Source organism: Maribacter luteus (assembly GCF_009674825.1).
Taxonomy (GTDB): Bacteria; Bacteroidota; Bacteroidia; order Flavobacteriales; family Flavobacteriaceae; genus Maribacter_A; species Maribacter_A luteus.
Window position 1 is genome coordinate 147,448 of record NZ_WKJH01000030.1, and the last position, 24,467, is coordinate 171,914.

The following is a 24,467-nucleotide window of genomic DNA, read 5'->3' on the forward strand; positions in this document are numbered from 1 at the left end:
ACGTTTAACCTAACCTTAACAAAATTGTTAAAATTGCTCAAACCCCACTATCCTTAAGTAGAAGGCCATGTACCTCTTTTACTTTTGAACGTGTTTCATTAAGTGTAATATTGTCGATGACATAGTCGGACATTTTAATCTTATCCTCATCATCCAATTGGTTACTCATACGATCCATTATTTTGGATTTGGATACATTGTCCCTCTCGATAACACGTTCTAGACGTATTTCCTGAGGAGCCGTGACCAAGATGATCTTATCATAGAAATCTTCCTGTTTGTTTTCAAAAACAATTGCCGATTCTTGGATTACATATGCAGTTCCTTGTTTTTTCGCCCATTTAAGAAAGTCTTTACGAACCGCAGGGTGTACAATTTCATTCAACTGTTTCAACAGCCCTTTGTCCTTAAAAACCTTTTTTGCAATATACTCCCGATTCAAGGTTTTGTCTTTATAGGCAAGGTCTCCCAACAATGCTTTTATATCTTTTCGTAGTTTCTTTGAGGACATCATTAAATTTTTTGCCTCCTTATCCGAATCATAAACCGGGACACCCAGGTTTTTGAACATATTCGCCACGGTAGTTTTTCCACTACCGATACCTCCTGTCAATGCAACGATAATCATTGTTTTTTCAATATAAATTCAACCTGATTTTCATTTAACTCAGCACTTTGTAGGTTTTCCGGTTTTTTATGAAGTTGCAAAACGATCATTTTGGAAACATTGTCCTTTATGGTATCATAATCGGCTATTACTTCAAAATCGGTACTATGCAATTGCTTCAATTCATCCAAAGTACCTTTACAGAGTACCCCCACCTTATCTGGAAAGGTCCTAATTTCATACCTATCAGGCAGGTTGATTACCTTAATGGGCACCTCAATGATTTTTTCAGAAAAACGATCCACCTTACCCTTAACCAATACTGAATTCTTTGAAAAACTGATATTTGTCCATTCCGGTTTTTTGTACAAGGCAACTTCTTGGGAAAAATCTGATGATAGATCCAACAAATCCATGGTAACCGTATTCACCTTATCCAATGTATCTATAACATTCAAGGGCCCGCTAATCTTAATTTCACTGGGTTCTATAATAAGTTTTTCATTCAAGATATGGTTTTGCAAAAGGGTAATGTTCAGTTTTGATTCTACTGGCACAATCTTGCTTCCCAAGCGGGTAAATTCAAAATACAGCGTATCCTTGTCTATATCTAGCAACGTCATTGACCTAAGTTGCTTATCAATTTGCTTTCGATAAACATTCTGTGGAATAAAATACCTGCCTTTTAAATGGCTTACGGCAGACACATCGACTATTACCTCTTTGTGCTTAAAATTGAACCCCAAGAACTGAAAGCCATTTGCCTGAACTTTTACATCAACATTTTTTTTTGAAACTTTTGTAAGTAGTAGGCTGTCCGGAATATTCTCGAACTTTAGTTCAAAAGTCGCATTGCTGGTATAGGTTTCTGACAAGTTGTTCAAAAACCATATTAAACTTGAGCAGAACAGGAACATCAAAAACATTTTTGCCTTTCTTCTTTTGAGTATGTTCTTGATTTTTGGTATCACTTTCAAGTAATTCTAATTAAAAAATAGTTTTGGAAATAATTCTTTAGGGTTCTTTTTGCTAAAATTAATCCAAATGGTTGATTTAAGAAAACCCCAACCATACCCCAAAAATTGGATACATACCGCTATCAGTGACAAAAAAGCAACCCCGATATTACCGTTTTTAAATAATGAGTCGAAAAAAATGACCGTAAAATACAGTATATAAGCAAGTAACGGCCAAGTTACACCTATTAAGAGCAACAATAGGGACGCTATAAATCCCAAGAAAAAAACCGTAGGGAACCAATAGGTCAGCTTTGCCGTTCCCGGATGCCATTTATTAAGAATCGGCCTAACCATACCAAACTTATTTACTTGGTTATAGAACTTTTTCCAATCTATGCGGCGTTTATGGTAAACAAAGGCCTTAGGGATAAGTTTGGTGTCATAACCTTTTTCCCAGATACGGATGGTCAAATCAGGATCCTCACCGGGATGAATCTTGCCGTAACCCCCGACTGTTTCAAAAGCTTCTTTGGAAATACCCATATTAAAACTACGGGGCTGAAATTTATCCACAGATGATTTTCCCCCTCGTATTCCACCGGTCGTAAAAAAAGAGGTCATAGCATAATTGATTGCCTTTTGAACATTGGAAAAAGAATCATGGGCTGCATCCGGACCACCATAGCAATGCACAAAACACCCATCTAGAGATTTTCGGGCTTCCTGCAAATATTGCGGAGGTAAAATACAATCGGAATCAAGAATGACAAAATAATTTCCCTTGGCCCGCTCCATTCCGTAATTCCTGGAATCCCCTGGGCCGGAATTCCCTTTTGGCAAATAGGTAATATCCAATTTGTCCTTAAAGGCATCTACTTCCCCTTTGGAGTCAATCGTGGAGCCATCCTCAACTATAATCACCTCAAACGGTTCTTTATAGGATTGAAGTACTAGGCTTTGCAACAATTCCCTTATTTCATTGGGCCTATTGTAAACAGGTATGATAAATGAAAAGGAAATATCCATAGAAAGCATTCTAAGTTAGATACGTTCTCGACTTACGTCCTGACCAACACGTGCCAATTATTAGGCATATGAAAACCAAAACTATATCAAAAAAATACTATTGAAACTTCTCCATAACCTCTTGGCTCACCCCTGTATTGGAGAAACCACCGTCATGAAAAAGGTTTTGCATAGTCACTTTTTTAGTCAAATCGGAGAATAACGTTAAAGTATAATCAGCACATTCCAAAGCAGTTGCGTTACCTAAAGGAGACATTTGCTCAGCATAACTGATAAAACCATCGAAGCCTTTTACACCTTGACCTGCAGTAGTCGGTGTCGGTGATTGGGAAATAGTATTTACCCTAACTTTCTTTTCTTTTCCGAAGAAATAACCAAAACTACGGGCAACTGACTCTAAGTAAGCCTTGTTATCGGCCATATCATTATAATCAGGAAAAGAACGCTGTGCGGCCATATATGTCAGTGCAACGATACTACCCCATTCGTTCATCGCATCCGCTTTGAACAAACTCTGCATCACCCTATGAAAAGAAAGGGCCGAAACATCCCATCCTTTGTGGGAGAAATCATAATTCTGGTCGGTATAGTGTCTTCCCTTCCGTACATTGATGGACATACCGATGGAGTGTAGTACAAAGTCGATTTTACCCCCAAGTATTTTCATGGATTCACTCACCAATTTATCAAGATCCTCTGTACTCGTTGCATCAGCAGGAACGATTTGCGAACCGGTTTTTTCGGCCAACTCGTTGATTTGGCCCATGCGCATGGCAATCGGGGCATTGGTCAATACAAAAGTACCTCCTTCTTCATGTACCCTTTCCGCAGTTTTCCAAGCAATAGAATTTGCATCCAGTGCTCCAAAAATAATCCCTTTCTTACCCTTCAATAAATTATAAGCCATGTTCAATTTTTCTTAGTTGATAATATCGTCAAAGATATTTAAAATATATAATATAAAAAGTCTGTATTGATCGATGATGAAAAGAAGCTAGTTCAATAATTGCCTTGCATGGGCCATTGCCGATTCAGACAGTTCCTTTCCTCCTAACATTTCAGCCAACTCCACTACCCTTTCGTCTTGAGACAACTCTTTCATGTTCGTTAAGGTACCGCCACCTTTATCCTCTTTGTATACCTTAAAATGATGGTCACCTTTTGAGGCTACTTGCGGTAGATGGGTTATCGAGAATATTTGCATACTCTTGCTCATTTCGAACATAATTTCGCCCATACGGTTAGAAATCTCCCCGGAAACACCGGTATCTATTTCATCGAACATCATGGTCGGTAGATTTTCATATTTGGCCATAATTGACTTTATGGTCAACATAATTCGTGAAAGTTCGCCACCGGAGGCCACTTTTTTAATATCCCCAAAATCAGTTCCTTTATTTGCCGCGAACAAAAACAAGAGATCATCCTTGCCGTTCGGTTTAAAATCAGCTGAAGTGTGCAACTCTATTTTGAACCGCGCACTTGGCATCCCCAATAGATCCAGACGATTTTCCATCTGTTTCTTTAAATCGGGTATAACCTGAAGTCGTTTTTTCGATATTTTGGCCGCTAGATCATTAAGCTTTTGTTCTTGGCCCTCCAATTGTTTCTGCTTTTCAGAAATAGTAGCCTCGATATTTTCGGTAGCATCCACTTTTTCAAAAAGTTCATCCTTGATCCTTATGAGCTCAGATATTTCCTGAACGCCATGCTTTTTCTGTAAATTGTACAGTAACTGCAATTTAGAATTCACTTCATCCAACAAGGCAGGATCTAAATCTGTCTGATCGGAAAGCTCTTGTAGTTCCGATGCAATATCGTCCATTTCAATAAAAACGGATTGAATTCTATCATCAAGTGCTTTATAGGCCGAACCATAACCTGACAATTTACTTGAAACCTGTTTCAACCCGGACAACAGGTTAAGAACACCCACTTGCTCATCGTTCAATAAATGATGCCCTTGGGCCAATTGCTCAACAATGGTCTCTACATTACTTAATTGCTGATATTGTTCCTCTAACTCCTCTAACATCCCCTCTTGCAAACGGGCCTCTTCAAGCTCTTTCAGCAAAAAGCTATTATACTCATGTTCTTTGATCGCATTGCTTTGAAAGTTGACCAAATTTTCCAATTCTTTGGTAGTTTTCCGGTACTGCTTTAATTGTTCAGTATACGTAGAAGACAGATCCTTAATATTTGCGAGGGAATCGATTACCTTAAACTGAAATTCATTATCGGCCAATTGCAACGTTTGATGCTGGGAATGAACATCGATCAAACGATTTCCCAACTTGGAAAGCACATCGAGGGTTACTGGGGTATCATTAATAAAGGCCCTGGATTTTCCACTGGGCAAAATTTCCCGTCGAATAATGGTCTTGTCCTCATAATCCAGGTCGTTCTCTGAAAAAAAGGTCGATAGACCGTAATTCGCAATCTCGAACTCACTTTCAATTATGCATTTTTCTTCTTTATTGCGCAATGTAGATAGGTCGGCACGTTTACCGAGCACCAATGAAAGTCCGCCCAACAAAATTGATTTACCTGCACCTGTTTCACCTGTAATACACGTAAAACCGTTACCGAATGATACATTCAGCTTATCTATAAGTGCATAATTTTTAATAGAGAGGTTACTCAGCAAAACCTTGAATTTTGGATTGCGTAAAGATAATTTTTATTTCAGTTGAAAAAAACGGAGATCAATATTTTATCTCGTTCCAAGTACTCGAATACAAAGGTGCTATTCGATTCAAGGTCTCCTTTAGCTTAACTATGTCCACTTTAGGGCCGTCGGAGAAAATATTACGGATTTCATCTGATTTGGCATCGAAGAATGTAGATATTAAAAAGGCATTAGGCCTTCTTTTGATCATGGTCTCGAATAAATTCAAAGTCCCAGCGATGACTTGTTTCCCGGTACTATTGTTATCTGCAAGAATATCGATTCCCTTACGATGGTAGTTATACATGGCAACGCGGTATTCCCGATAAGTATTCGACATTAGGTTATCGACCAATTCAAAACGGCTACGATCGGTTGACTGACTCCATCCTAAAGAACTACTACTCTGAGCTTGTGTTACTATATTTTGGGCTTTTCTAAACATTTCCGTTCCCCCTTCTAAAGTAAACGTATCGGCATCCAATCCTAAAATCAGGTATGAATAATAAGCTACAACGCTTACCAAATTGGATTCGAAAACATTCTCATTGAGAATCAAGGGCTGAAATTCTATATATTCAAAACTGAATTGATTATCCTTATAATTGAATATAGGAGTTTCATAAGACGTATTGAAGACAGGTCTTGAAGATTGGATTTGAATATTTCCCTTAAACCTATTGGATTCATATTCGGTAATGGTAATGAACATCTGGGCATTTACCCGCTCATTTTCCTTGTAAATACGATTGGTCCATTTAGTTTTATTGACAAAGTCGTTCAATGAACGTTCCAACGTTTTGAATATCTGCTGATTGGTTTGCGACACCTGGTCCGAATTTACAGTGACCACACAGTTCAATTCCTGGGCAGATACCCCAACAAAGGAAAAGAGAAATATAAAGACTATTAGGAAATTACGCATTCAATCGAATTATGATTTCATTTAAAATATCCTTGGCAACATCGGCCTTGGTTTTTAATTGAAACGCTTTAATCTGTGAATTCTTATCCAAAAAGGTTATTTTATTGGTATTACCGGCAAATCCGGCACCGTCATCATTCAATGAGTTCAAAACAATGGCATCCAAATGTTTTCTTTCCAATTTACCTTTGGCATTTTCCAACTCATTTTCAGTCTCTAAAGCAAAACCTACCAAAAACTGTTTGGTCTTTCGTTCGCCTAGCGATAATAGGATATCCTTGTTCTTCACCAATTCCAAAGTAAGATGGGCCTCTTTCTTTTTAATTTTTTGACTTGCAACGGTTTTCGGCCTATAATCGGCCACGGCAGCAGCGGAAATCATAATATCACATGGATCAAAATGCTCATGTGCTGCATTATACATTTCTTCTGCGGAAACCACATTAATTACAGTAATTAGATCATGTGATAGGGACAGATTTGTAGGTCCTGATACCAGAATAACATCTGCTCCAAGATCAGCAGCGGTTTTGGCCAATTCGTACCCCATTTTTCCCGTAGAATGGTTACCTATATAACGAACAGGATCTATGGCCTCATATGTGGGTCCAGCAGTTATAAGTACCTTTTTACCTTTTAAAGGAAGGCCTTTCAACATATAATCTTTGACAAAAGCCATTATATCCTCAGGTTCTGCCATTCGCCCTTCCCCATGTAAACCACTTGCCAGTTCGCCCGATGTGGCAGGAATCATAATATTACCGAAGGACAATAACGTATCTATGGATTTTTTGGTCGCGGGATGTTTAAACATATCCAAGTCCATCGCAGGGGCGAAAAAAACCGGACATTTAGCAGATAAATAAACAGCTGTTAAAAGGTTATCGGTATTACCATCTGCCATTTTGGACATGGTATTGGCAGTGGCGGGCGCAATAATCATTAAATCGGCCCAGAGCCCTAGATCCACATGGTTATTCCAATCGGTTTCTACCCCTTCCTCTTTTACAAAATCCGTGACCGCCGGATTCTTAGAAAGGGTCGCCAAGGTAAGTGGAGAAACAAAATAGCTGGCACTTTCTGTCAAAACAACTTTGACATTAGCGCCAGCTTTAATCATTAAACGTACAAGAAAGGTAGTCTTGTAAGCAGCAATTCCTCCTGTAATACCTAAAAGGATATTTTTGCCACCTAGCATGTTACTGTGCGTCTTTCTCTGTATTCCTATGGTATATTTTATCCATCAACCACTCCTCTACCGCCATGGCATGTGGTTTGGGAAGTTTTTCATAAAACTTGGATACCTCGATCTGTTCCTTGTTCTCAAAAACCTCTTCAAGACTATCGCTATATGTGGCGAATTCTTCCAATTTCTCCAAAAGCTCTTTTTTTATTTCAGAATTGATCTGAATAGCTCTTTTAGCAGTTATTGAAATTGCCTCATATATATTGTCTGTTTTTTCATCGAACTCATTCTTATTAAGGGTAACCGTTGAAACCGGCGCTTTGGAGTTCTTCAAATCGTTCATATTCATAATAACTACTTTTTATCTTGTTTCTCTTTCCTCGTTGAATGTCGGATGTTGTAATTCCTCATCAATCTTACTTAATAATTTATTGGCATCCTCAGCAAATTTTGTGTCAGGATACTGCTTTTTCAATACATTGTAAGCCGTTTTGGCATTTTTTAAACGCTCTGGCTTCCATCGTGCAAAACTGTTCAAAGCATATTGTGTTGCCGATTCAAATTTAAGGTACAAAGCCTCTTCCCTGTATATGGAACCTGGAAAATCTGAAATGAAATTGTCGAAAGCCGCCATGGAAGGTGTTAAAAACGAATAATCAAAATGCCCTAATTTGTTGAACTGCTTCGCTATTTCAAAGGCCTTTTTTTCTTTTTTAGTAGTTAACTCCTTGGCCATTTTGTTGGCCTCATCATAATATTCGGAATCCGGATACATATTGATAAAGGTCTGTAATTTAACCAAGGCTTTATCGGTATCAGTTTGATCCAAAGAATACAAAGGAGAGAGCTTATAATAACTTTTCGCCCCTAAAAACGATGCTTGTGGAACTTTCTCACTCTTGGGATAAGATTTAACGAACCGCTCAAATTGGTAACCGGCCATATTAAAGTCACCCCTTTCAAAATAGGTGTTGGCAAAGAAGAACATAATACGTTCCCCTTGTGGCTTTCCTATATACTTTGGAGCAACCTGCTCGAACAACCGATTGGATCTTCTAAAATCCCCTTCATCATAGTATTTTTGGGCAAGCTCTAACTTTGCCTTAACGTCTTCATTCTTAAGCACCTTTTGGTACTCACTACATGATGACATGATCAATAACAAACCAAGTAAAGGGATATACTTCCTCATTTTAAAAAACATTTTGCAAAATTAGGGATTCTGAACGGAATTAAAAAACAAATTTTATGGCACTAAAATAACGAGCCAAAAGCACAAATCAACATTGTTTGGCTTAGTTTTAACGTTCAAAGGAAGTCCTTTGTATTTAAGCGTGCAGACCAACGAATGGCTTTACGAAATGCTTTATTCTTACACGAAGTGATTCCGAAACGGGGACCAAAGGTAACCTGACCCCTTCCGAAGCAAGACCCAGAGCATCAAATACCGATTTGATACCCGCGGGATTACCTTCTTCAAAAATTAAACCAATGCCATCCTGAATAGCGTATTGTAATTCGAAAGCTTCTTTAACCTGTGTCTTCAATCCCAGACGGATCATTTTGGAAAATACGCTGGGAACCCCTTGTCCTAAAACTGAGATTACTCCGGCCCCTCCTGCCAATACAGTTGACAGGGCAGTCATATCATCACCCGAAATCACCATAAAATCCTTAGGTTTATCCTTAACAATCTGCATAACCTGAGACATATCACCAGAAGCCTCCTTAATAGCTATGATATTCTCAAAATCATTTGCCAATCGAAGAACGGTGGTCGGGAGCATGTTACTCCCTGTTCTCCCCGGTACGTTATAGACTATCAACGGTAAAGGCGAATTTTCTGAAATCGCTTTAAAATGCTGATAAATACCTTCTTGCGTAGGTTTATTGTAAAAAGGTGATACCGAAAGAATGGCATCGAAATTTGTTAAATCATATTTCTTGATGGTCTCTATAACCGCATAGGTATTATTGCCGCCTATTCCGATAACCAAAGGCAACCTACCTTTATTGGCACTTACAATGGTATCCAAAACAAGATGTTTCTCCTCCTCTGTTAGTGTAGCCGTTTCAGCCGTAGTTCCCAAAGCCACCAAATAATCGACCCCACCTTCAATACAATGTTCCACGATATTCGCCAATGCCATCGTATCTACTGAAAGATCATTCTTAAATGGGGTGACTAAAGCAACTCCCGTACCCATCAATTTATTCATTATTCAATTTCATTCAGAACCCTTAAATATTTCTTGAGTTCTAGTTTAAACGTTTTAAAATCTTTTAGGGGCAATCCCAAAATCAAATCATTCAATTGTTGATCTACTTCTTTAAAACCTACCTTAATCCGAGCATTGCTCTTAACGGTCATTAATTGAAGTAATAAATTATCCGTATCATAGTAATTGATCAATAAATCATATTCCCTCCCCAAGAACTCTAAAGCATAACTGTTTGCTATTTCACCTTTCCAACCTAAATCCTTATCGGAAAACACAGGAGTGGAATAGGGTGAGTTCTTATCGTAATATTTTTTATAACCTATGATCTTTACGGCATTAGGTCTTAAATTATACTCATCAACAAATTCAAAAAAGAGCTCAGGTTTTTCGAAAATATCCAAATCGATAATACAACCGATAGAAGTTATTCCGTTTGCCCTACCCACTTGGGGAGCAGTTTTAGCCAACTCTTCTTTTAAGAACTTTTTACCGGATTTGTGTTTAAATTTATCCTTAATTCCTTTTAAAAACATGTACTTTTACATTTACGCAAATGTAAATAATAAACACTCATCTTTATGAGGCTAAGATAAAAACAATAATGATTTTAAAAATACAACATTTTGTTATATTTATAACTTTATTGGGATTTGTATCGTGTAAACAGGAAAAACAAACGCTTCGTAAAATCGAAGGAAAACAAATCCCCATAGATAGTACAATCTCCAAATCACAAGCCATAGAAGACTTTGTTGCCCCCTACAGGAACAGAATCAACGAGGTTTTGGACAGTACCTTGACCTATGCCCCAAAAACCATTTCAAAAGAAGACGGGGAATTCAACACCACTGCAGGCAATTTAATGGCTGACATTGTACTTAAAGAAGCCAATCCCATTTTCAAGGCACGAACAGGCAAAGAAATAGACTTTGTTCTACTTAATCACGGTGGAATACGCTCCATAATTTCCGAAGGTAATGTCAGCGCAAGAAACGCGTTCGAGATTATGCCTTTTGAGAATACCATTAAAGTAGCGAGCATTAAGGGTAATTATGTAAATGATATGGTTGAGTTCTTAATACGTTCCGGAAGGGCTCACCCCATATCTGGCATGCAAATAGTTCTGGACAAAAACAGAAAACTAAAAAAAGCCTTGGTTAATGGAGCACCTATAGATCCAAATAGAATTTATTATGTAGCGACCTCTGATTATTTGATTACCGGGGGTGACCACATGGGATTCTTTAAGAACAATACATCGGTAACCGAGACTGATTATTTGATTCGCAATGCCATGATCGATTATTTTAAAAAAGTAGACACCCTTGCACCGGAAGTCGATGACCGGTTTTATATGGAAAATTAATATGGATAGAAGAAATTTTATTAGTAAGACATCAGCTGGTTCGGCATTTGTTGGTTTAGGGGGACTTTCCTTGAACTCCTGCATGGGGGCGACCAATAAGCATATTACCATACTACATACCAACGATGTGCACAGTCATATCGATACGTTCCCCAAAAGCCATACAAGCTTTCCTAACTTAGGTGGAGTTGCAAGAAGGGCATCGTTAGTTGAAGCTATCAGAAAAGAAAATCCGAATACCCTATTACTTGACGCCGGTGATATTTTTCAAGGCACTCCCTATTTTAATTTTTATGGAGGTGAATTGGAATTTAAACTAATGAGCAAACTCAAATATGATGCGGCAACTATCGGAAACCATGACTTTGACAATGGCATAGACGGACTCTTTGCCCAAATGCCCCATGCCACTTTTGAATTACTATCGGCCAACTACGACTTTAGTAATACGGTTATGAACGGTCATGTTAAACCTTATAATACGTATTTAGTGAACGGACTAAAAGTTGGAATATACGGCATCGGCATTGAGCTTGCCGGACTGGTAACTAAAAAACTTTATAAGGAAACCAGGTACCTTGATCCGTTTGAAATTGCGACCGACATAGAATCCCAGTTAAAAACGGAGGAAAAATGCGATTTGATCATTTGTCTTTCACATTTAGGCTATCATTATAAAAGTGAACAAAAACCCGACGATTTAAAACTTGCAGCAAAATCAAAATACACTGACCTTATTATTGGCGGACATACCCATACTTTTCTAGACAAACCCACTGTGACCAAAAATGCCTTAGGTAATAACATCTTGGTCAATCAAGTAGGATGTTTTGGTATAAATCTAGGCCGGATAGACTTCTACTTTGATAATGATAAGAATAGTAAGGCCGATGGTACCCGTATCATTGTATAAAGTTCCTAAGCCGAAAGGATACGATCAACTATTTCTTTAAACTCATCTTTAAGCGTTATCGTTGGGAAGGGTTTATTGGCCTTTGCATACCAATATGCCGCATTGAAATTATCGCCTTCTTTTCGATGTAGATAGGCATGGATCCAACTACCTAGGTCATCATGGATGTCCTGGGCCAAATCATGGGATATTTCCCAATTTCCTTTGGCATCATACCACAAAGATTTTAGTGCATCCGGCCAATATTCCGCTGGCAATCCACCCTCTAATGATTCAATAAAACCACTATAATCCTTTGGCACCATTACGTTAGTTTTTTAACCAACTTGCCAACGGTAAGTCCTTGAACGATAATGGAAAAAACGACAACCACATAGGTTATTACCAAAAACAAATCGCGATGCATATCTTGGGTAAGTCCTAATGCAAGGGCTATTGAAATTCCACCCCTTAATCCACCCCAAGTCATTATGATATTGGTATTGGGGACAAAATCCAGCTTTTCCTTAAAAAAGTTAATAGGGAGCAACAAGGACAAGTATCTGCAAATAAGTATAATGGGAATAGACAACAATCCGGCGATAACATAATCGAGCTCAAAGGCCAAAACCAACATCTCCATCCCTATCAAAACGAACAATAAGGTATTCAAGAGAATATCTACCAGCTCCCAGAACTTATCTACATAAGTTTCGGTAATCTCGGACATGGCACTATCTCGCATCGTATCGTTCCCTACCATTAATCCGGCAGTCACCATGGCCAATGGAGCCGAAAGGTGAAGATTTTGTGCTATTACCGTGCCCACCATTACGGTAGCCAATGTTATGATTACCTCAATATCATAATCATCTATTGACTTCATTAAGCGATAGGTAATCCAACCTAAAAGTAACCCAAGTACAACCCCACCAATAACCTCAACCCCAAAAAGTTCTAACACATCCAAAGCGGAAACTGTAGCACTACCGGAAGAAGCGAACTGGAAAATGGTCAAAAACACAACTACCCCAACCCCATCATTGAACAAGGACTCCCCTACGATTTTGGTTTCTAATTTTTTCGGAGCTCCCGCCTGTTTTAAAATACCCAAAACAGCAATTGGGTCTGTTGGGGAAATCAATGCCCCGAACAATAGACAATACACATAGCCTACATCCATATTGAATAGCATCAACAAATAATAGACCGCCGTACCCACCAAAAATGTAGACACCAATACTCCAAGCGTTGAAAATACCAAAATAGGCCATCGCTGCACCTTCAATTGTTGAAAATTCGTATGTAAAGCCCCTGCAAAGAGTAAAAAACTCAGCATAATATCTAACAGCAACGTCTTAAAATCGATTTGGGTAATAATATATTTCTCAGCATTTAACAAGGTGTCATCAAAGTAACTTAACGCAAATACCCCCAACGTGAAAAATATGGTTATGACCATTAAACCGATGGTATTGGGCAATTTTAAAAAGCGCACATTGATAAAACCAAAGGCCGCGGATAGAAAAACCAGTATAGTGGTAATCAAAAAATAATTCATGGTCAGTATTTTAATTTGAAAAAAGGACTTTATTAGGATTGTATATATTATTTAACCTAACTTATTTTACCATCCCCAGAAAATCCTGTTCGGATATTATAGGAACCCCCAAACTCTCGGCTTTGGTTCTTTTACTTGGGCCCATTTTATCACCGGCCACCAAAAACGAAGTTTTAGATGAAATGGAGGACCCTACCTTACCCCCATTATCCTCAATCATTTTTTTTAGGTCATTTCTACTAATGGTCTCAAAAACCCCTGAAACGACAAAGGTTTTTCCTTTTAGTAATTCGGTCTGGTTCAACAACTTATCAGCTGATATTTCAAATTGTAGTCCATAACTCCTTAACCGTGAAATGATTTCCAAATTTCTCTCGTTTTGGAAAAAATCGACCACACTTTGGGCAATACGCTCGCCAATTTCATCAACAGCCATTAAACCTTCAACTGAAGCGGCCATTAAAGCATCAATATTTTTAAAGGCTTTTGCCAACTTTTTAGCCACCGTCTCTCCCACGAATCGAATACCCAAGGCAAACAAAACACGTTCAAACGGAATATTGACCGATTCGGCCACCCCTTTCACCAAGTTCTCTGCAGATTTATCGGCCATTCGTTCCAAAGGCATTACCTGCTCTTTGGTTAAAACATAGAGGTCGGCATAATTTCGAATTAGGCCTTCCTTAAAAAGCAACTCTACGGTTTCAGCTCCAAGACCTTCAATATCCATGGCCTTACGGGAAATGAAATGCTGTATACGCCCTGTGATTTGGGTAGGGCATCCATAAAAATTGGTACAATAGTGCTTGGCATCCCCTTCTGTACGCACCAATTCGGTTCCACATTCAGGACAATGGGTAATATAATGTGTGGGTTTTGAATCGGCTGGCCTTAAAGATAGATCGACCCCAACGATTTTTGGAATGATCTCTCCCCCTTTTTCTACAAATACAGTATCCCCTTCCCGTATATCCAACTTTTCAATTTGGTCGGCATTATGCAAGGAGGCCCTTTTCACGGTCGTTCCGGCCAATAATACAGGCTCAAGATTCGCCACAGGGGTAATGGCCCCAGTACGCCCCACCTGATAGGTAATTTCCTTTAAAATAGTTGAAACCTGTTCAGCCTTAAACTTATAGGCCATTGCCCAGCGTGGTGATTTAGCGGTATACCCCAATTCCTCTTGGTGTTGAACACTATTCACTTTTACCACAACACCATCGGTCTCATAAGGTAGGCTGTGCCGTTTAACATCCCAAGCATCAATAAAGGCCATTACCTCTTCGGTACTTTTGCACAATTGAGCAATAGAAGGTACTTTAAAACCCCATTCCCTAGCCTTTTTCAACATTTCATATTGGGACGTTATGCCCGTATTTTCCCCTACGATACCATAGAGTAGACAATCCAAAGGACGCTGCGCTACCATAGCACTATCTTGCAATTTTAGGCTGCCCGAGGCCGTATTACGTGGATTCATATAAGGGTCTTCCCCTGCAGCAATGCGCTCCTCGTTCATTTTAGCAAAACCATCCAATGGAAGAATAATCTCACCACGGATATCGAACTTGGGAGGGTAATCCCCCTTAAGTTGTAAAGGAACAGAACGAATGGTCTTAATATTAGTGGTCACATCATCGCCCTGGAACCCATCACCCCGAGTAACCGCTTTTACCAGTTTTCCTTCTTCATAGGTAAGATTAATGGAAGCACCGTCATATTTCAACTCACAGGTAAATTCTACCTCCGCATCTCCCAGTATTCGCTGAATTCGTTTCTCCCAATCTTCCAGATCTTCTTTGGAATAAGAGTTATCCAAGGAATACATTCGCTGTTCATGAACAACGGTATTGAAATTCTTTGTTATTCCTCCCCCAACACGTAATGTTGGCGACGAAGGATCGTAAAACTCCGGATGCTTGCCCTCCAATTCTTGAAGCTCCTTTAACTTCATATCAAACTCAAAATCCGTAATCGTTGGATTATCAAGAACATAATAATTGTAATTATGTTCTCTCAACTCCTGGCGTAGCGCCTCAATTTTCTCCTTAGTGTTCATTTATAATTGACCTTTATAAATCTTTTTGGGAAGACCCATTGTTTTCTATTCGATTTTCCCCTTTACCATCCTATCATTTCCAAATATATCTTTTCTAAGTTCAATATTGGAAAAACCGTTTTCCAAAAGAGCTTTTGTTTCCTCTCCCAGATATTGGTTTATTTCAAAATACAAAGAACCACCTTTGTTTAAATTTGATTTTGCAAAGTCCATTATTCTTCGATAAAAAACCAGTGGATCATCATCAGAAACGAACAACGCGATCCCAGGTTCGTTATCTATTACGTTTGGCTTCATCAATTTCTTCTCCAACATCCTAACATAAGGAGGATTGGAGACTATAATATCGAACTTTTCTTTTAGGGATTTCGTTGTAAGAATATCGGATTGAATACATTCTATTTCAACCTTATTGTTCCTTGCATTCAATTTAGCTGTTTCTAAAGCTTTATTGGAAATATCCAAAGCGAATACCTTTGCATTTTTAAAGGCTATTGCCAGTGAAATGGCAATACACCCGCTACCTGTCCCTATATCCAAGATATTGAATGCCATATTTTGATCCGTATGTTCATCAATGATCCAACGAACCAATTCTTCAGTTTCAGGCCTAGGTATCAGCACATCTTCATTGACCACAAAATCCATATCCATAAATTGGGCCGTACCTAAAATATATTGAATCGGTTTTTCCTTCCTTAATTGGGACAAAACCTCAAAAAGAGGTTGTTCCTCTTCCTTTGTCACTGTTATATCGGGCTCCAATGCCAATACAAAACGTTCTAACCCTAAAAAATGACCAATCGTAAGATAAAAAAAGCTATCTACCTCTTCTTTAGGATATAAGGCATCTAATTCTATATGGTAAATATTCTTGATTTCGCGTAACAACATAGTTCAAAGTTGTTTCAACATCCAAACCTGACACGAATAATGACCGGTATTCCCCATAGGGGCATCAATATATTCAAATCCCGACTTTTTATATAGCTTTTGGGCTTCCTTCATATAAGGCATAGTTTCCAAATAACATTTTTCAAAACCATATTGCCTCGCATTATCCAAACATATTTTCATCATTTGGGACCCTAACCCCCTTTCTCTAGCCTCTTCCAAGAAGTACATCTTTTGCAGCTCACAAACGTTACCTTCGAAATTCTCTAATTGGGCAACACCCGCTGAGCCAATAAGCCTCCCATCTTCTTCAACAACGAAATAAGTAGCTTTGGGTACATCGTAATTTTCGAACATATGGTCCAATGCGGTATCCTCATAGGCGGTACCCACTTTTGGAACTCCCATTCCCACCAATACCTTTCTGATCAAAGAAGCTACCGCTTCATTATCTTTTTGCTCAATTTCCCGAATTTTAACAGTTACCCCCAATTGTTTACCCAATATATATTAATGTTCTATTTTAGCGGAGTGAAGATACATGAAATATAATTTTATAGGGAATGAAAAACGTATTTTTCATATTGGTTTTGGCCATTCTTGTACAAAGCTGTACGTTCGATAAAAAACCCGAGTACTTGGGAATCGACAACGTCTGGGTCGAAGAAGCCAGTTCTAACAACATTACCCTGAAGGCTGATGCCCATTTCAAAAATGAAAATGACCTAGGTGGCACTTTGCTTACGGATGAAATCAAGGTTTATATAGATAATATCTATATCGCCAGCGTATCTTCTGAAGCCTTTGACGTTCCTGCGAAGGATAATTTTATCGTACCTTTGACAGTTAGTTTCCCATTGTCAAAATTGTTCAAAGAAGGCAACCGGAATTTATTAGGAATTATCTTAAACCAAGTTCTTAACAAGAAAATGAAAATCGACTTTAAGGGAAGTATAACATATAAACTTGCAGGATTTTCCTATGATTATCCTGTTGACCACAGTCAAGAAATAACGATAAAATAAATGTTGCCCGACCCGATATTCATGAAGCGCGCCCTTCAATTGGCCAAAAATGGTTTAGGGGTTACCGCACCAAACCCTATGGTAGGTGCCGTGATAGTGCTGAACAATAGAATCATCGGTGAAGGTTATACAAGTGCATACGGAGGTCCACATGCCGAAGTCAACGCTATAAATTCGGTTAAAAACAAATCAGATTTAATAAAAGCCACCTTATACGTTACATTAGAACCCTGTTCCCATTACGGAAAAACCCCACCTTGTGCCGATTTGATTATAAAGCACAACATACCCAATGTGGTAATAGGGACAATGGACCCCCACGATAAGGTCAAGGGGAAAGGTATTGCACGTCTTAAAAATGCAGGTTGTAATGTTACCATTGGATTTCTTGAGGAAGCCTGCCTGGAACACCATAAACGCTTTATTACATTTCAACAAAAACAACGACCATATATCATCTTAAAATGGGCGGAAACCATGGATGGATTTATTGCTCCCTTACCCCCTAAGAGAGATGAGGAACCAAAACCTTATTGGATTTCGAACACATTTTCAAGACAACTTGTACATAAATGGCGTAGTGAAGAGCAGGCCATCTTAGTGGGTACCAATACCGTTCTTGAAGATAATCCTAAACTGAATGTTCGGGATTGGACCGGTAAATCCCCTATTCGGGTGATCATAGATAGGAACTTAAAAATACAGGGCAACTACCACATTTATGATAAAAGTGTAAAAACCATCATCTTTACCGAAGTGGAAGATGCTTCAAAACAATTTGCGGATATTGATTTCGAAACCATTGATTTTTCCAAAAACGTTCCCGAGCAAATTTGCCGAACTTTACACAAGAAAAATATCATTAGTATCCTAATAGAAGGTGGTGCCCAAACCCTTCAATCTTTCATTGACAGTAATTTATGGGACGAAGCGAGGATTTTCACAGGTCAAAATACATTCGGCGAAGGCCTTAAGGCTCCCAAAAGCAATGGCAAGCTACATGAGACATTAAAAATTGATTCTGATTTATTAAATATATATAAGAATGATTAAAAACATCATTTTCGACTTCGGCGATGTTTTCATAAATCTTGATAAGGAAATTGTATTTCGTGAAATGCAAAAATATGAAAACCCTGAACTTACCCCTAAGCTCTTGGAAGTTAGCAATGCCTATGAAATAGGCGCCATTACAACAGATGCTTTCGTGAAAGAACTGAACAATGCGTTTCCCAAAGCATCGGCAGAAGAAATTATTTCGGTGTGGAACGGTATGATCTTGGACTTCCCAGATCACCGATTGGAGTTTTTGGAACAATTGACCAAAGAAAATACATATCGGCTTTTTTTACTTAGCAATACCAATGCATTACATATAGCTCACGTAATGGAGAGTATGGGCGAACAAAAATACAATCGCTTTAAGAAGTGCTTTGAGCAATTTTACCTATCACACGAAATAGCCTTAAGGAAACCAAATACTGATATTTATGAATTTGTGCTGAAAGAAAACGACCTAAACGCCATCGAGACCCTTTTTGTAGATGACACTAGTGAAAATACCGAAGCGGCCAATAAATTAGGTATAAAAACATGGAATCTTTTGGTCGGTAAAGAAGATGTTACCCAATTAAAATCAAAGTTTTAGATGTTTGACCTTGCCCTGAGCGTCCTTTGTTCCAGCCTGATCTTCGTGATTTTTAAACTTTATGACGTATATAAGGTAGAAACTTTGTTTGCCATAATCACAAATTACGTGGTTGCCTGCTCAGTTGGGTTATATTTCTATTCCGGTGAAATAAAACCAACCGAAATCGCCGAACAACCATGGTTCCTAGGAACCTTAGTGCTTGGTGTACTTTTTATCGTTGTCTTTAATCTAATGGCAAGAACATCTCAGGCCGTTGGTGTTTCCGTGGCCTCGGTAGCCACTAAAATGTCCTTAGTGATTCCCGTTATTTTCGGGGTACTTGTGTATAAAGAAACCCTAGGTCCAATAAAAATCCTAGGTATTGTACTGGCTTTAGCCGCTGTATATTTTGCATCCATAAAAAAGAAAGAAGTCAATTTCAAACGATCCTCATTGATTTTGCCCTTATTGGTTTTTCTAGGCTCTGGAATTATCGATACGAGTATAAAATACGTCCAAGAAGCACATATACAGGAAAATGAGTTCCCTCTTTTTTCAGCAACGGTTTTTGCTGCGGCTACCATTGTAGGTATTTTCATTATCATCTATAAAAGTTTTAAAGCCCCGTTGAAGGTGAATTTCAAGAATATAATAGGAGGAATCGCCTTGGGGATACCCAACTATTTTTCAATATATTATCTACTCCGGGCATTGCAGAACCCAACATTGAACAGTGCATCTGTCTTTACGATCAATAATGTTGCCATTGTAATGTTATCTACCCTCCTAGGTATTGTTCTGTTTAAGGAACAAATCAGCTTTAAAAATTGGGGAGGCATTGCCTTGGCCATAATCAGTATAATCTTGGTTGCCGTATTCTAATGGAAAATACCGATAGTTACAAAACCCTGTCCGCCCCATCCGAAGAAATACTCTTCAAGGAAAAAAAGAGCAAATTTTTCGGTTATGCTTATCCCATAAAATCTGAAGACGAGGTTAAACCATTGATAGAAAAATTAAAAAAACAACACCACACGGCCAACCATGTATGTTATGCATGGCAATTGGGGATAAATAATGCTCATTACAGGGCAAATGACGATGGCGAACCCAACAATTCGGCCGGAATGCCCATTTACGGACAAATTCAGTCCTTTGGTGTAACCAATGTTTTAGTGGCCGTCGCACGTATATTCGGTGGTACTAAACTAGGTGTTGGCGGCTTGATCAGTGCTTACAAAACGGCAGCCCAAATGGCCCTTGAAGTATCCCCGATTGTAACACGTATTCAAAAGGCCCATTTTAAAGTCCATTTCGGTTATGAATCCATGGACAAGGTCATGCGGATAATTAAACAAAACAATCTTGATATCGTTTCCCAAAAATTGGAAATGGAGTGCGATCTAGAGATTACCTCACCGAAAAGTCATACCGAAATGGTCATGCAGTTGTTCAAAGAAAACCATATGGTATCAATTCAGCTAAAGGAGGATTAAAACCCCATCTTCTGAAGTATGTCGGCAGGGCATCTCATGGGCTTGTTTTTTTTGGCATCCATAAAAGCAAGTACCGTTTTTGCATCAGCTAATAATTCACCTTCACCATTATAGATTTCATAGTCGAATTCGATCCTGACCATAGGCTTTTTCCGTAAGAAGGTACGTACGAACAAAAGGTCGTCGTAGTATGCCGATTTTTTATAGTTTATAGATATGGACACAACAGGAAGGATAATACCGCTATCCTCCATGGATTTGTACGAAACCCCTAAGGAACGAAGCCATTCGATTCTTCCCATCTCCAAGTATTGCGGGTAATTGCCGTGATGAACAATTCCCATCTGATCAGTTTCACAGTAACGTACCCTAAAAGAAATTTCATTATAATCCATAAAAATCCAACTAAAAATTATATATTTATGAGCTTGCGTTTTGCGAACCCAACATGCGAAAAAAAAAGGGTAAATTCAACCCTAATTGATTTTTTTTTTAGGATTTTTGTTCACATATTTGCGAGACCTAAATTACACTTGCATTCCTATTGAGCCGGTGCTATTTATGCTTAAAAACTAACCATAAACAAGAGATTTTTTTATAATGAGTGTTACTGCTAATTCCGTTTGGAACAATTGTCTGGCTTTTATCAAGGATAATATCCAACCGCAGGCATTCAAAACTTGGTTTGAACCCATAAAACCTGTAAAACTTTCAGAGAATGCACTGAGCATTCAGGTACCCAGTAAATTTTTCTACGAATGGCTAGAAGAGCACTATGTAAAGCTCTTAAAAGTAGCACTCACTAAAGAGTTGGGCGAAACCGCAAAGTTGGTCTACATTATACGTATGGAGAACACCTATGGTAACCGTGAACCCTTTACAGAGAAAATACCAAGTGCGAATCGTGGAAACATGGGCCCTCAGGAAATGGATGTCCCCATTAAATCGAAAAACCCAGAACTTAGGAACCCCTTTGTTATTCCAGGTATTCGCAATATTAAAATAGAATCACAATTAAATCCTAATTATAATTTCGATAATTTCCTAGAAGGGGATTCTAACCGCTTGGCCCGTTCTGCAGGGATGGCTGTGGCAAACAAACCTGGAGGAACCTCTTTTAACCCCCTATTGGTTTTCGGTGGCGTTGGCCTAGGAAAGACCCACTTGGCACATGCCATAGGTGTAGAGATTAAGGACAAATATCCCGATCGTACGGTTCTGTATATCTCTGCCGAAAAATTTACCCAACAGTATATTGAATCGGTAAAAAAGAATACCCGTAACGATTTTATCCACTTTTATCAGTTGATAGATGTTTTGATCATAGACGATGTTCAGTTCTTATCAGGAAAATCGGGTACCCAAGATGTATTCTTCCATATATTCAACCATTTACACCAAAATGGGAAACAAGTGATCCTTACTTCGGACAAGGCACCTGTAGATATGCAGGATATTGAACAACGATTGCTGTCTAGGTTCAAATGGGGGTTATCCGCAGAATTACAAAGTCCTGATTACGAAACAAGGATTTCTATCTTGAAAAACAAATTATATCGTGATGGTGTTGAGATGCCGGAAGATATTATCGACTATGTGGCCAAACATATCAAAACCAATATTCGTGAACTGGAAGGTGCCATTATTTCCTTAATAGCACAATCTTCGTTCAACAAGAAAGAGGTTACTTTGGAATTGGCCCAACAAGTAGTTGAAAAATTTGTGAAGAATACGAAACGGGAAGTATCTATCGACTATATTCAGAAAGTGGTATCTGACTATTTTGAGATGGATGTGGCCACCCTTCAATCCAAAACAAGGAAAAGACACATTGTGCAAGCAAGACAATTGGCTATGTTCTTCGCCAAAAAGTTCACCAAGGCTTCATTGGCCAGTATTGGCTCCCAAATAGGAAAAAGAGATCACGCAACGGTTTTACATGCCTGTAAAACAGTAGACAACCTTGCAGAAACAGACAAACAGTTTCGTAAGTATATAGAAGATTTAACGAAGAAACTTTCATAACACATTTAATGGCTACAAAGGTTTTAATGGTCTGCCTTGGAAACATCTGTAGGTCACCATTGGCCGAAGGTATTCTCCAAGACAAGGTAAACAGTGACGAAGTTCAGGTAGATTCCGCGGGTACGGGAGGTTATCACATCGGCAGTAAGCCCGACAGTAGAAGTATTTCCGTTGGCCTTAAATATAATATCGACATTAGCCATCAAAGATGTCGTCAATTTTCAGCGGACGATTTTGAAGTGTTCGATTTGATCTATGTGATGGACAAAAGCAATTACAGGAATGTCATAGCACTTGCCCAAAATGAAGAACATAAGCAAAAAGTAAAGCTACTGCTCGACGAAATCAAAGCGCAACCGAACGAAGTTCCCGACCCTTATTATGATGATAACGGTTTTGAGCATGTTTTTCATCTTATTGATGAAGCCTGTACGATTATAGCAGATAAACTGAAAAATAAGTAACCGCCTATGGAAAGTAGCGACAAACCCAAAGGAAAACTCTATTTGATACCTACTACATTGGGTGATAATGAGCCATTGGAAGTTCTGCCCATTTCAATAAAAAGGGTCATAGAAGCTGTTGATCATTATATTGTTGAGAATGAAAAGTCCGCAAGACATTTCATAAAGAAAATTTATCCACGAAAATCGCAACCGAGCCTAAAAATAGAAGTACTGAACAAATATACCGAACCGGAAACCCTCCCCTCTTTTTTACAACCATGCCTTGAGGGAATGGATGTTGGGGTTATTTCCGAAGCCGGTTGCCCAGGTATTGCCGATCCCGGTGCCGATGTTGTACGTATAGCCCATCAAAAAAATATACAAGTTGTACCATTGGTAGGGCCCTCCTCTATCGTTTTAGCCTTAATGGCAAGTGGCCTGAACGGGCAGAATTTTGCCTTTAACGGTTATTTGCCCATAGATGCGGCCTTACGTAAGAAAGCAATAAAATCCTTAGAAAGGAAATCGATGGACAGTAGGCAATCACAGCTTTTCATCGAAACCCCTTATAGAAACGACAAATTGTTCAAGGAATTAATCAAAACCTTGGCAAAAAGTACTAAACTATGTATTGCCTGCGATATCACCCTAGGTACGGAGTTCATTCTAACGCAAAGTATTTCCGAATGGCAAAATTCTTCGGTAGACCTAAATAAGAGGCCTGCTATTTTTATCATTCAAGGCTAAAAAAATAAACCCCGACGTTTCCGTCGGGGCCTACCATTTTCATATTTAAATAAAACTTTACACTTTCGGGTTACGTCTTGGCATTACCAATGAAATATCGTAACCTGAGAATTTTCTCAAATAATTCACAATAGTAGAACCGTAGGCATCCTTGAAATTGATTTTTCCGTATGAACGTAAATATTTCATTACATTTCCCGGTCCTGCTAAGTGAGCTGCAGCCAACATTCCAGATTCGGTAATCTCAACGCCTTTGATACTTGTACCAACGTATTTCTTAATATCCCTACGCATGATCCACTTATTGCGTGCAATATTGGTTTCAAATGCCTTTTCCTGCAATTTAGGATCATTAAGAAATACCGAAGAGTTGTAAACACCCATTAACTCCAGGGTGTTTATACCAAACTGGTATTTTCCCAAATACCCTAAGGTATTTGTCGCAAAATAATTCCCTGACGATTCTTTGAACGCCAAGGCTTCTTTAAAACCATGAAACGTACTACCTAAAAAAGGTGGTGTTACCATGGTGGGTGCCAAAACAGTTTTGTTTTTGGGAAACAAAACTTCAGTAGGTTCATCGACTTTTAAAGTTCTCGGTACTGTCGTATCTAAAGACAAACCACTAAAACTTACAAAAACCAATAGCATGATAAGAGAACTAAAAAAGAATATACATCTTCTCATATCTCTATTTTCTTAAGACTTACAACCAAAAAAGGGTTTGCTTAAA

The 24,467-nt window shown here is 38.6% G+C and carries 28 protein-coding genes; 10 read left to right on the top strand and 18 right to left on the bottom strand.

What is annotated here, in order from left to right; translation table 11 throughout:
• Positions 1–37: 37 nt before the first annotated feature.
• The 11 genes from coaE to GJ691_RS17850 all read right to left on the bottom strand — a co-directional run bounded on the left by coaE (position 38) and on the right by GJ691_RS17850 (position 10,126).
• On the bottom strand, positions 38–628 hold the full coding sequence (gene coaE, locus GJ691_RS17800) for a dephospho-CoA kinase (RefSeq protein ID WP_154369406.1): 591 nt from the start codon (positions 626–628) through the stop codon (positions 38–40).
• Positions 625–1,578 (bottom strand): CdaR family protein, encoded by a 954-nt coding sequence (locus GJ691_RS17805; RefSeq protein WP_343033513.1) that lies wholly within the window; start codon positions 1,576–1,578, stop codon positions 625–627. The genes coaE and GJ691_RS17805 overlap by 4 nt, the downstream gene beginning before the upstream one ends.
• 12 nt (positions 1,579–1,590) lie before the next feature.
• On the bottom strand, positions 1,591–2,592 hold the full coding sequence (locus tag GJ691_RS17810; RefSeq protein WP_154369410.1) for a glycosyltransferase family 2 protein: 1,002 nt from the start codon (positions 2,590–2,592) through the stop codon (positions 1,591–1,593).
• A gap of 97 nt (positions 2,593–2,689) precedes the next feature.
• Positions 2,690–3,499: an enoyl-ACP reductase FabI gene (locus tag GJ691_RS17815; RefSeq protein WP_154369412.1), complete on the bottom strand. Its 810-nt coding sequence runs from the start codon at positions 3,497–3,499 to the stop codon at positions 2,690–2,692.
• 87 nt (positions 3,500–3,586) lie between these two features.
• Positions 3,587–5,239, bottom strand: a complete 1,653-nt coding sequence (recN, locus tag GJ691_RS17820; RefSeq protein ID WP_154369414.1) for a DNA repair protein RecN — start codon at positions 5,237–5,239, stop codon at positions 3,587–3,589.
• A 58-nt stretch (positions 5,240–5,297) separates the two neighbouring features.
• Positions 5,298–6,185, bottom strand: a complete 888-nt coding sequence (porD, locus tag GJ691_RS17825; protein ID WP_154369415.1) for a type IX secretion system protein PorD — start codon at positions 6,183–6,185, stop codon at positions 5,298–5,300.
• Positions 6,178–7,383, bottom strand: coding sequence for a bifunctional phosphopantothenoylcysteine decarboxylase/phosphopantothenate--cysteine ligase CoaBC (gene coaBC / locus GJ691_RS17830; RefSeq protein WP_154369417.1), 1,206 nt, complete (start codon positions 7,381–7,383; stop codon positions 6,178–6,180). Before coaBC ends, porD begins: the two co-directional genes overlap by 8 nt.
• Position 7,384: 1 nt before the next feature.
• Positions 7,385–7,720 (bottom strand): DNA-directed RNA polymerase subunit omega, encoded by a 336-nt coding sequence (locus GJ691_RS17835; RefSeq protein WP_179955168.1) that lies wholly within the window; start codon positions 7,718–7,720, stop codon positions 7,385–7,387.
• Positions 7,721–7,732: 12 nt separating this feature from the next.
• Positions 7,733–8,575: an outer membrane protein assembly factor BamD gene (locus GJ691_RS17840; protein ID WP_154369419.1), complete on the bottom strand. Its 843-nt coding sequence runs from the start codon at positions 8,573–8,575 to the stop codon at positions 7,733–7,735.
• Positions 8,576–8,699: 124 nt separating this feature from the next.
• Positions 8,700–9,590, bottom strand: coding sequence for a 4-hydroxy-tetrahydrodipicolinate synthase (gene dapA / locus GJ691_RS17845; RefSeq protein ID WP_154369421.1), 891 nt, complete (start codon positions 9,588–9,590; stop codon positions 8,700–8,702).
• Positions 9,590–10,126 carry a DUF6913 domain-containing protein gene (locus GJ691_RS17850; protein ID WP_154369423.1) on the bottom strand — a complete coding sequence of 179 codons (537 nt, stop codon included), beginning with the start codon at positions 10,124–10,126 and terminating at the stop codon, positions 9,590–9,592. The genes dapA and GJ691_RS17850 overlap by 1 nt, the downstream gene beginning before the upstream one ends.
• A 68-nt stretch (positions 10,127–10,194) precedes the next feature.
• Here GJ691_RS17850 and GJ691_RS17855 point away from each other — a divergent pair, with 68 nt between their 5' ends.
• Both GJ691_RS17855 and GJ691_RS17860 read left to right on the top strand, forming a co-directional pair.
• Positions 10,195–10,959, top strand: a complete 765-nt coding sequence (locus GJ691_RS17855; protein WP_154369425.1) for a 5'-nucleotidase C-terminal domain-containing protein — start codon at positions 10,195–10,197, stop codon at positions 10,957–10,959.
• Position 10,960: 1 nt separating this feature from the next.
• Positions 10,961–11,872, top strand: a complete 912-nt coding sequence (locus GJ691_RS17860) for a bifunctional metallophosphatase/5'-nucleotidase (protein WP_154369427.1) — start codon at positions 10,961–10,963, stop codon at positions 11,870–11,872.
• Between the two features lie 5 nt (positions 11,873–11,877).
• Here the strand turns inward: GJ691_RS17860 and GJ691_RS17865 are convergent, their stop codons facing one another.
• The 5 genes from GJ691_RS17865 to GJ691_RS17885 form a co-directional block, all read right to left on the bottom strand.
• Complete coding sequence (locus GJ691_RS17865) at positions 11,878–12,177, bottom strand: hypothetical protein (RefSeq protein ID WP_154369429.1); 300 nt, start codon at positions 12,175–12,177, stop codon at positions 11,878–11,880.
• Complete coding sequence (locus tag GJ691_RS17870) at positions 12,177–13,412, bottom strand: cation:proton antiporter (protein ID WP_154369431.1); 1,236 nt, start codon at positions 13,410–13,412, stop codon at positions 12,177–12,179. Before GJ691_RS17870 ends, GJ691_RS17865 begins: the two co-directional genes overlap by 1 nt.
• Positions 13,413–13,473: 61 nt before the next feature.
• Positions 13,474–15,471, bottom strand: a complete 1,998-nt coding sequence (gene ligA, locus GJ691_RS17875; RefSeq protein WP_154369432.1) for an NAD-dependent DNA ligase LigA — start codon at positions 15,469–15,471, stop codon at positions 13,474–13,476.
• 45 nt (positions 15,472–15,516) lie between these two features.
• Complete coding sequence (gene prmC, locus GJ691_RS17880; RefSeq protein ID WP_154369434.1) at positions 15,517–16,365, bottom strand: peptide chain release factor N(5)-glutamine methyltransferase; 849 nt, start codon at positions 16,363–16,365, stop codon at positions 15,517–15,519.
• Positions 16,366–16,368: 3 nt separating this feature from the next.
• A complete protein-coding gene (locus tag GJ691_RS17885; RefSeq protein ID WP_246200221.1) occupies positions 16,369–16,869 on the bottom strand; it encodes a GNAT family N-acetyltransferase in 501 nt (166 codons plus the stop codon).
• A gap of 59 nt (positions 16,870–16,928) precedes the next feature.
• Here GJ691_RS17885 and GJ691_RS17890 point away from each other — a divergent pair, with 59 nt between their 5' ends.
• Genes GJ691_RS17890 through GJ691_RS17910 form a run of 5 tightly spaced genes read left to right on the top strand, consistent with a single transcriptional unit; the run spans position 16,929 to position 20,516 of the window.
• Complete coding sequence (locus GJ691_RS17890) at positions 16,929–17,390, top strand: LEA/WHy family protein (protein ID WP_154369436.1); 462 nt, start codon at positions 16,929–16,931, stop codon at positions 17,388–17,390.
• A gap of 21 nt (positions 17,391–17,411) precedes the next feature.
• Positions 17,412–18,443, top strand: a complete 1,032-nt coding sequence (ribD, locus tag GJ691_RS17895) for a bifunctional diaminohydroxyphosphoribosylaminopyrimidine deaminase/5-amino-6-(5-phosphoribosylamino)uracil reductase RibD (protein ID WP_154369438.1) — start codon at positions 17,412–17,414, stop codon at positions 18,441–18,443.
• Positions 18,436–19,038, top strand: a complete 603-nt coding sequence (locus GJ691_RS17900; RefSeq protein WP_154369440.1) for an HAD family hydrolase — start codon at positions 18,436–18,438, stop codon at positions 19,036–19,038. The genes ribD and GJ691_RS17900 overlap by 8 nt, the downstream gene beginning before the upstream one ends.
• A complete protein-coding gene (locus GJ691_RS17905; protein WP_154369442.1) occupies positions 19,039–19,902 on the top strand; it encodes a GRP family sugar transporter in 864 nt (287 codons plus the stop codon).
• Positions 19,902–20,516, top strand: a complete 615-nt coding sequence (locus tag GJ691_RS17910; protein WP_154369444.1) for an IMPACT family protein — start codon at positions 19,902–19,904, stop codon at positions 20,514–20,516. The genes GJ691_RS17905 and GJ691_RS17910 overlap by 1 nt, the downstream gene beginning before the upstream one ends.
• Here GJ691_RS17910 and GJ691_RS17915 read toward each other — a convergent pair.
• Complete coding sequence (locus GJ691_RS17915) at positions 20,513–20,911, bottom strand: acyl-CoA thioesterase (RefSeq protein ID WP_154369446.1); 399 nt, start codon at positions 20,909–20,911, stop codon at positions 20,513–20,515. The genes GJ691_RS17910 and GJ691_RS17915 overlap by 4 nt on opposite strands.
• Positions 20,912–21,116: 205 nt before the next feature.
• Here GJ691_RS17915 and dnaA point away from each other — a divergent pair, with 205 nt between their 5' ends.
• Genes dnaA through GJ691_RS17930 form a run of 3 tightly spaced genes read left to right on the top strand, consistent with a single transcriptional unit; the run spans position 21,117 to position 23,734 of the window.
• The gene (gene dnaA, locus GJ691_RS17920) at positions 21,117–22,541 is read left to right on the top strand and encodes a chromosomal replication initiator protein DnaA (protein WP_154369448.1); all 1,425 of its coding nucleotides are present in this window, start codon (positions 21,117–21,119) and stop codon (positions 22,539–22,541) included.
• An 8-nt stretch (positions 22,542–22,549) separates the two neighbouring features.
• Positions 22,550–23,005 carry a low molecular weight protein-tyrosine-phosphatase gene (locus GJ691_RS17925; RefSeq protein WP_154369450.1) on the top strand — a complete coding sequence of 152 codons (456 nt, stop codon included), beginning with the start codon at positions 22,550–22,552 and terminating at the stop codon, positions 23,003–23,005.
• 6 nt (positions 23,006–23,011) lie between these two features.
• Positions 23,012–23,734, top strand: coding sequence for an SAM-dependent methyltransferase (locus GJ691_RS17930; protein WP_154369452.1), 723 nt, complete (start codon positions 23,012–23,014; stop codon positions 23,732–23,734).
• A 57-nt stretch (positions 23,735–23,791) separates the two neighbouring features.
• On the opposite strand, the gene GJ691_RS17935 is transcribed toward GJ691_RS17930, so the two are convergent.
• The gene (locus GJ691_RS17935; RefSeq protein WP_179955169.1) at positions 23,792–24,421 is read right to left on the bottom strand and encodes a lysozyme family protein; all 630 of its coding nucleotides are present in this window, start codon (positions 24,419–24,421) and stop codon (positions 23,792–23,794) included.
• Positions 24,422–24,467: the final 46 nt, after the last annotated feature.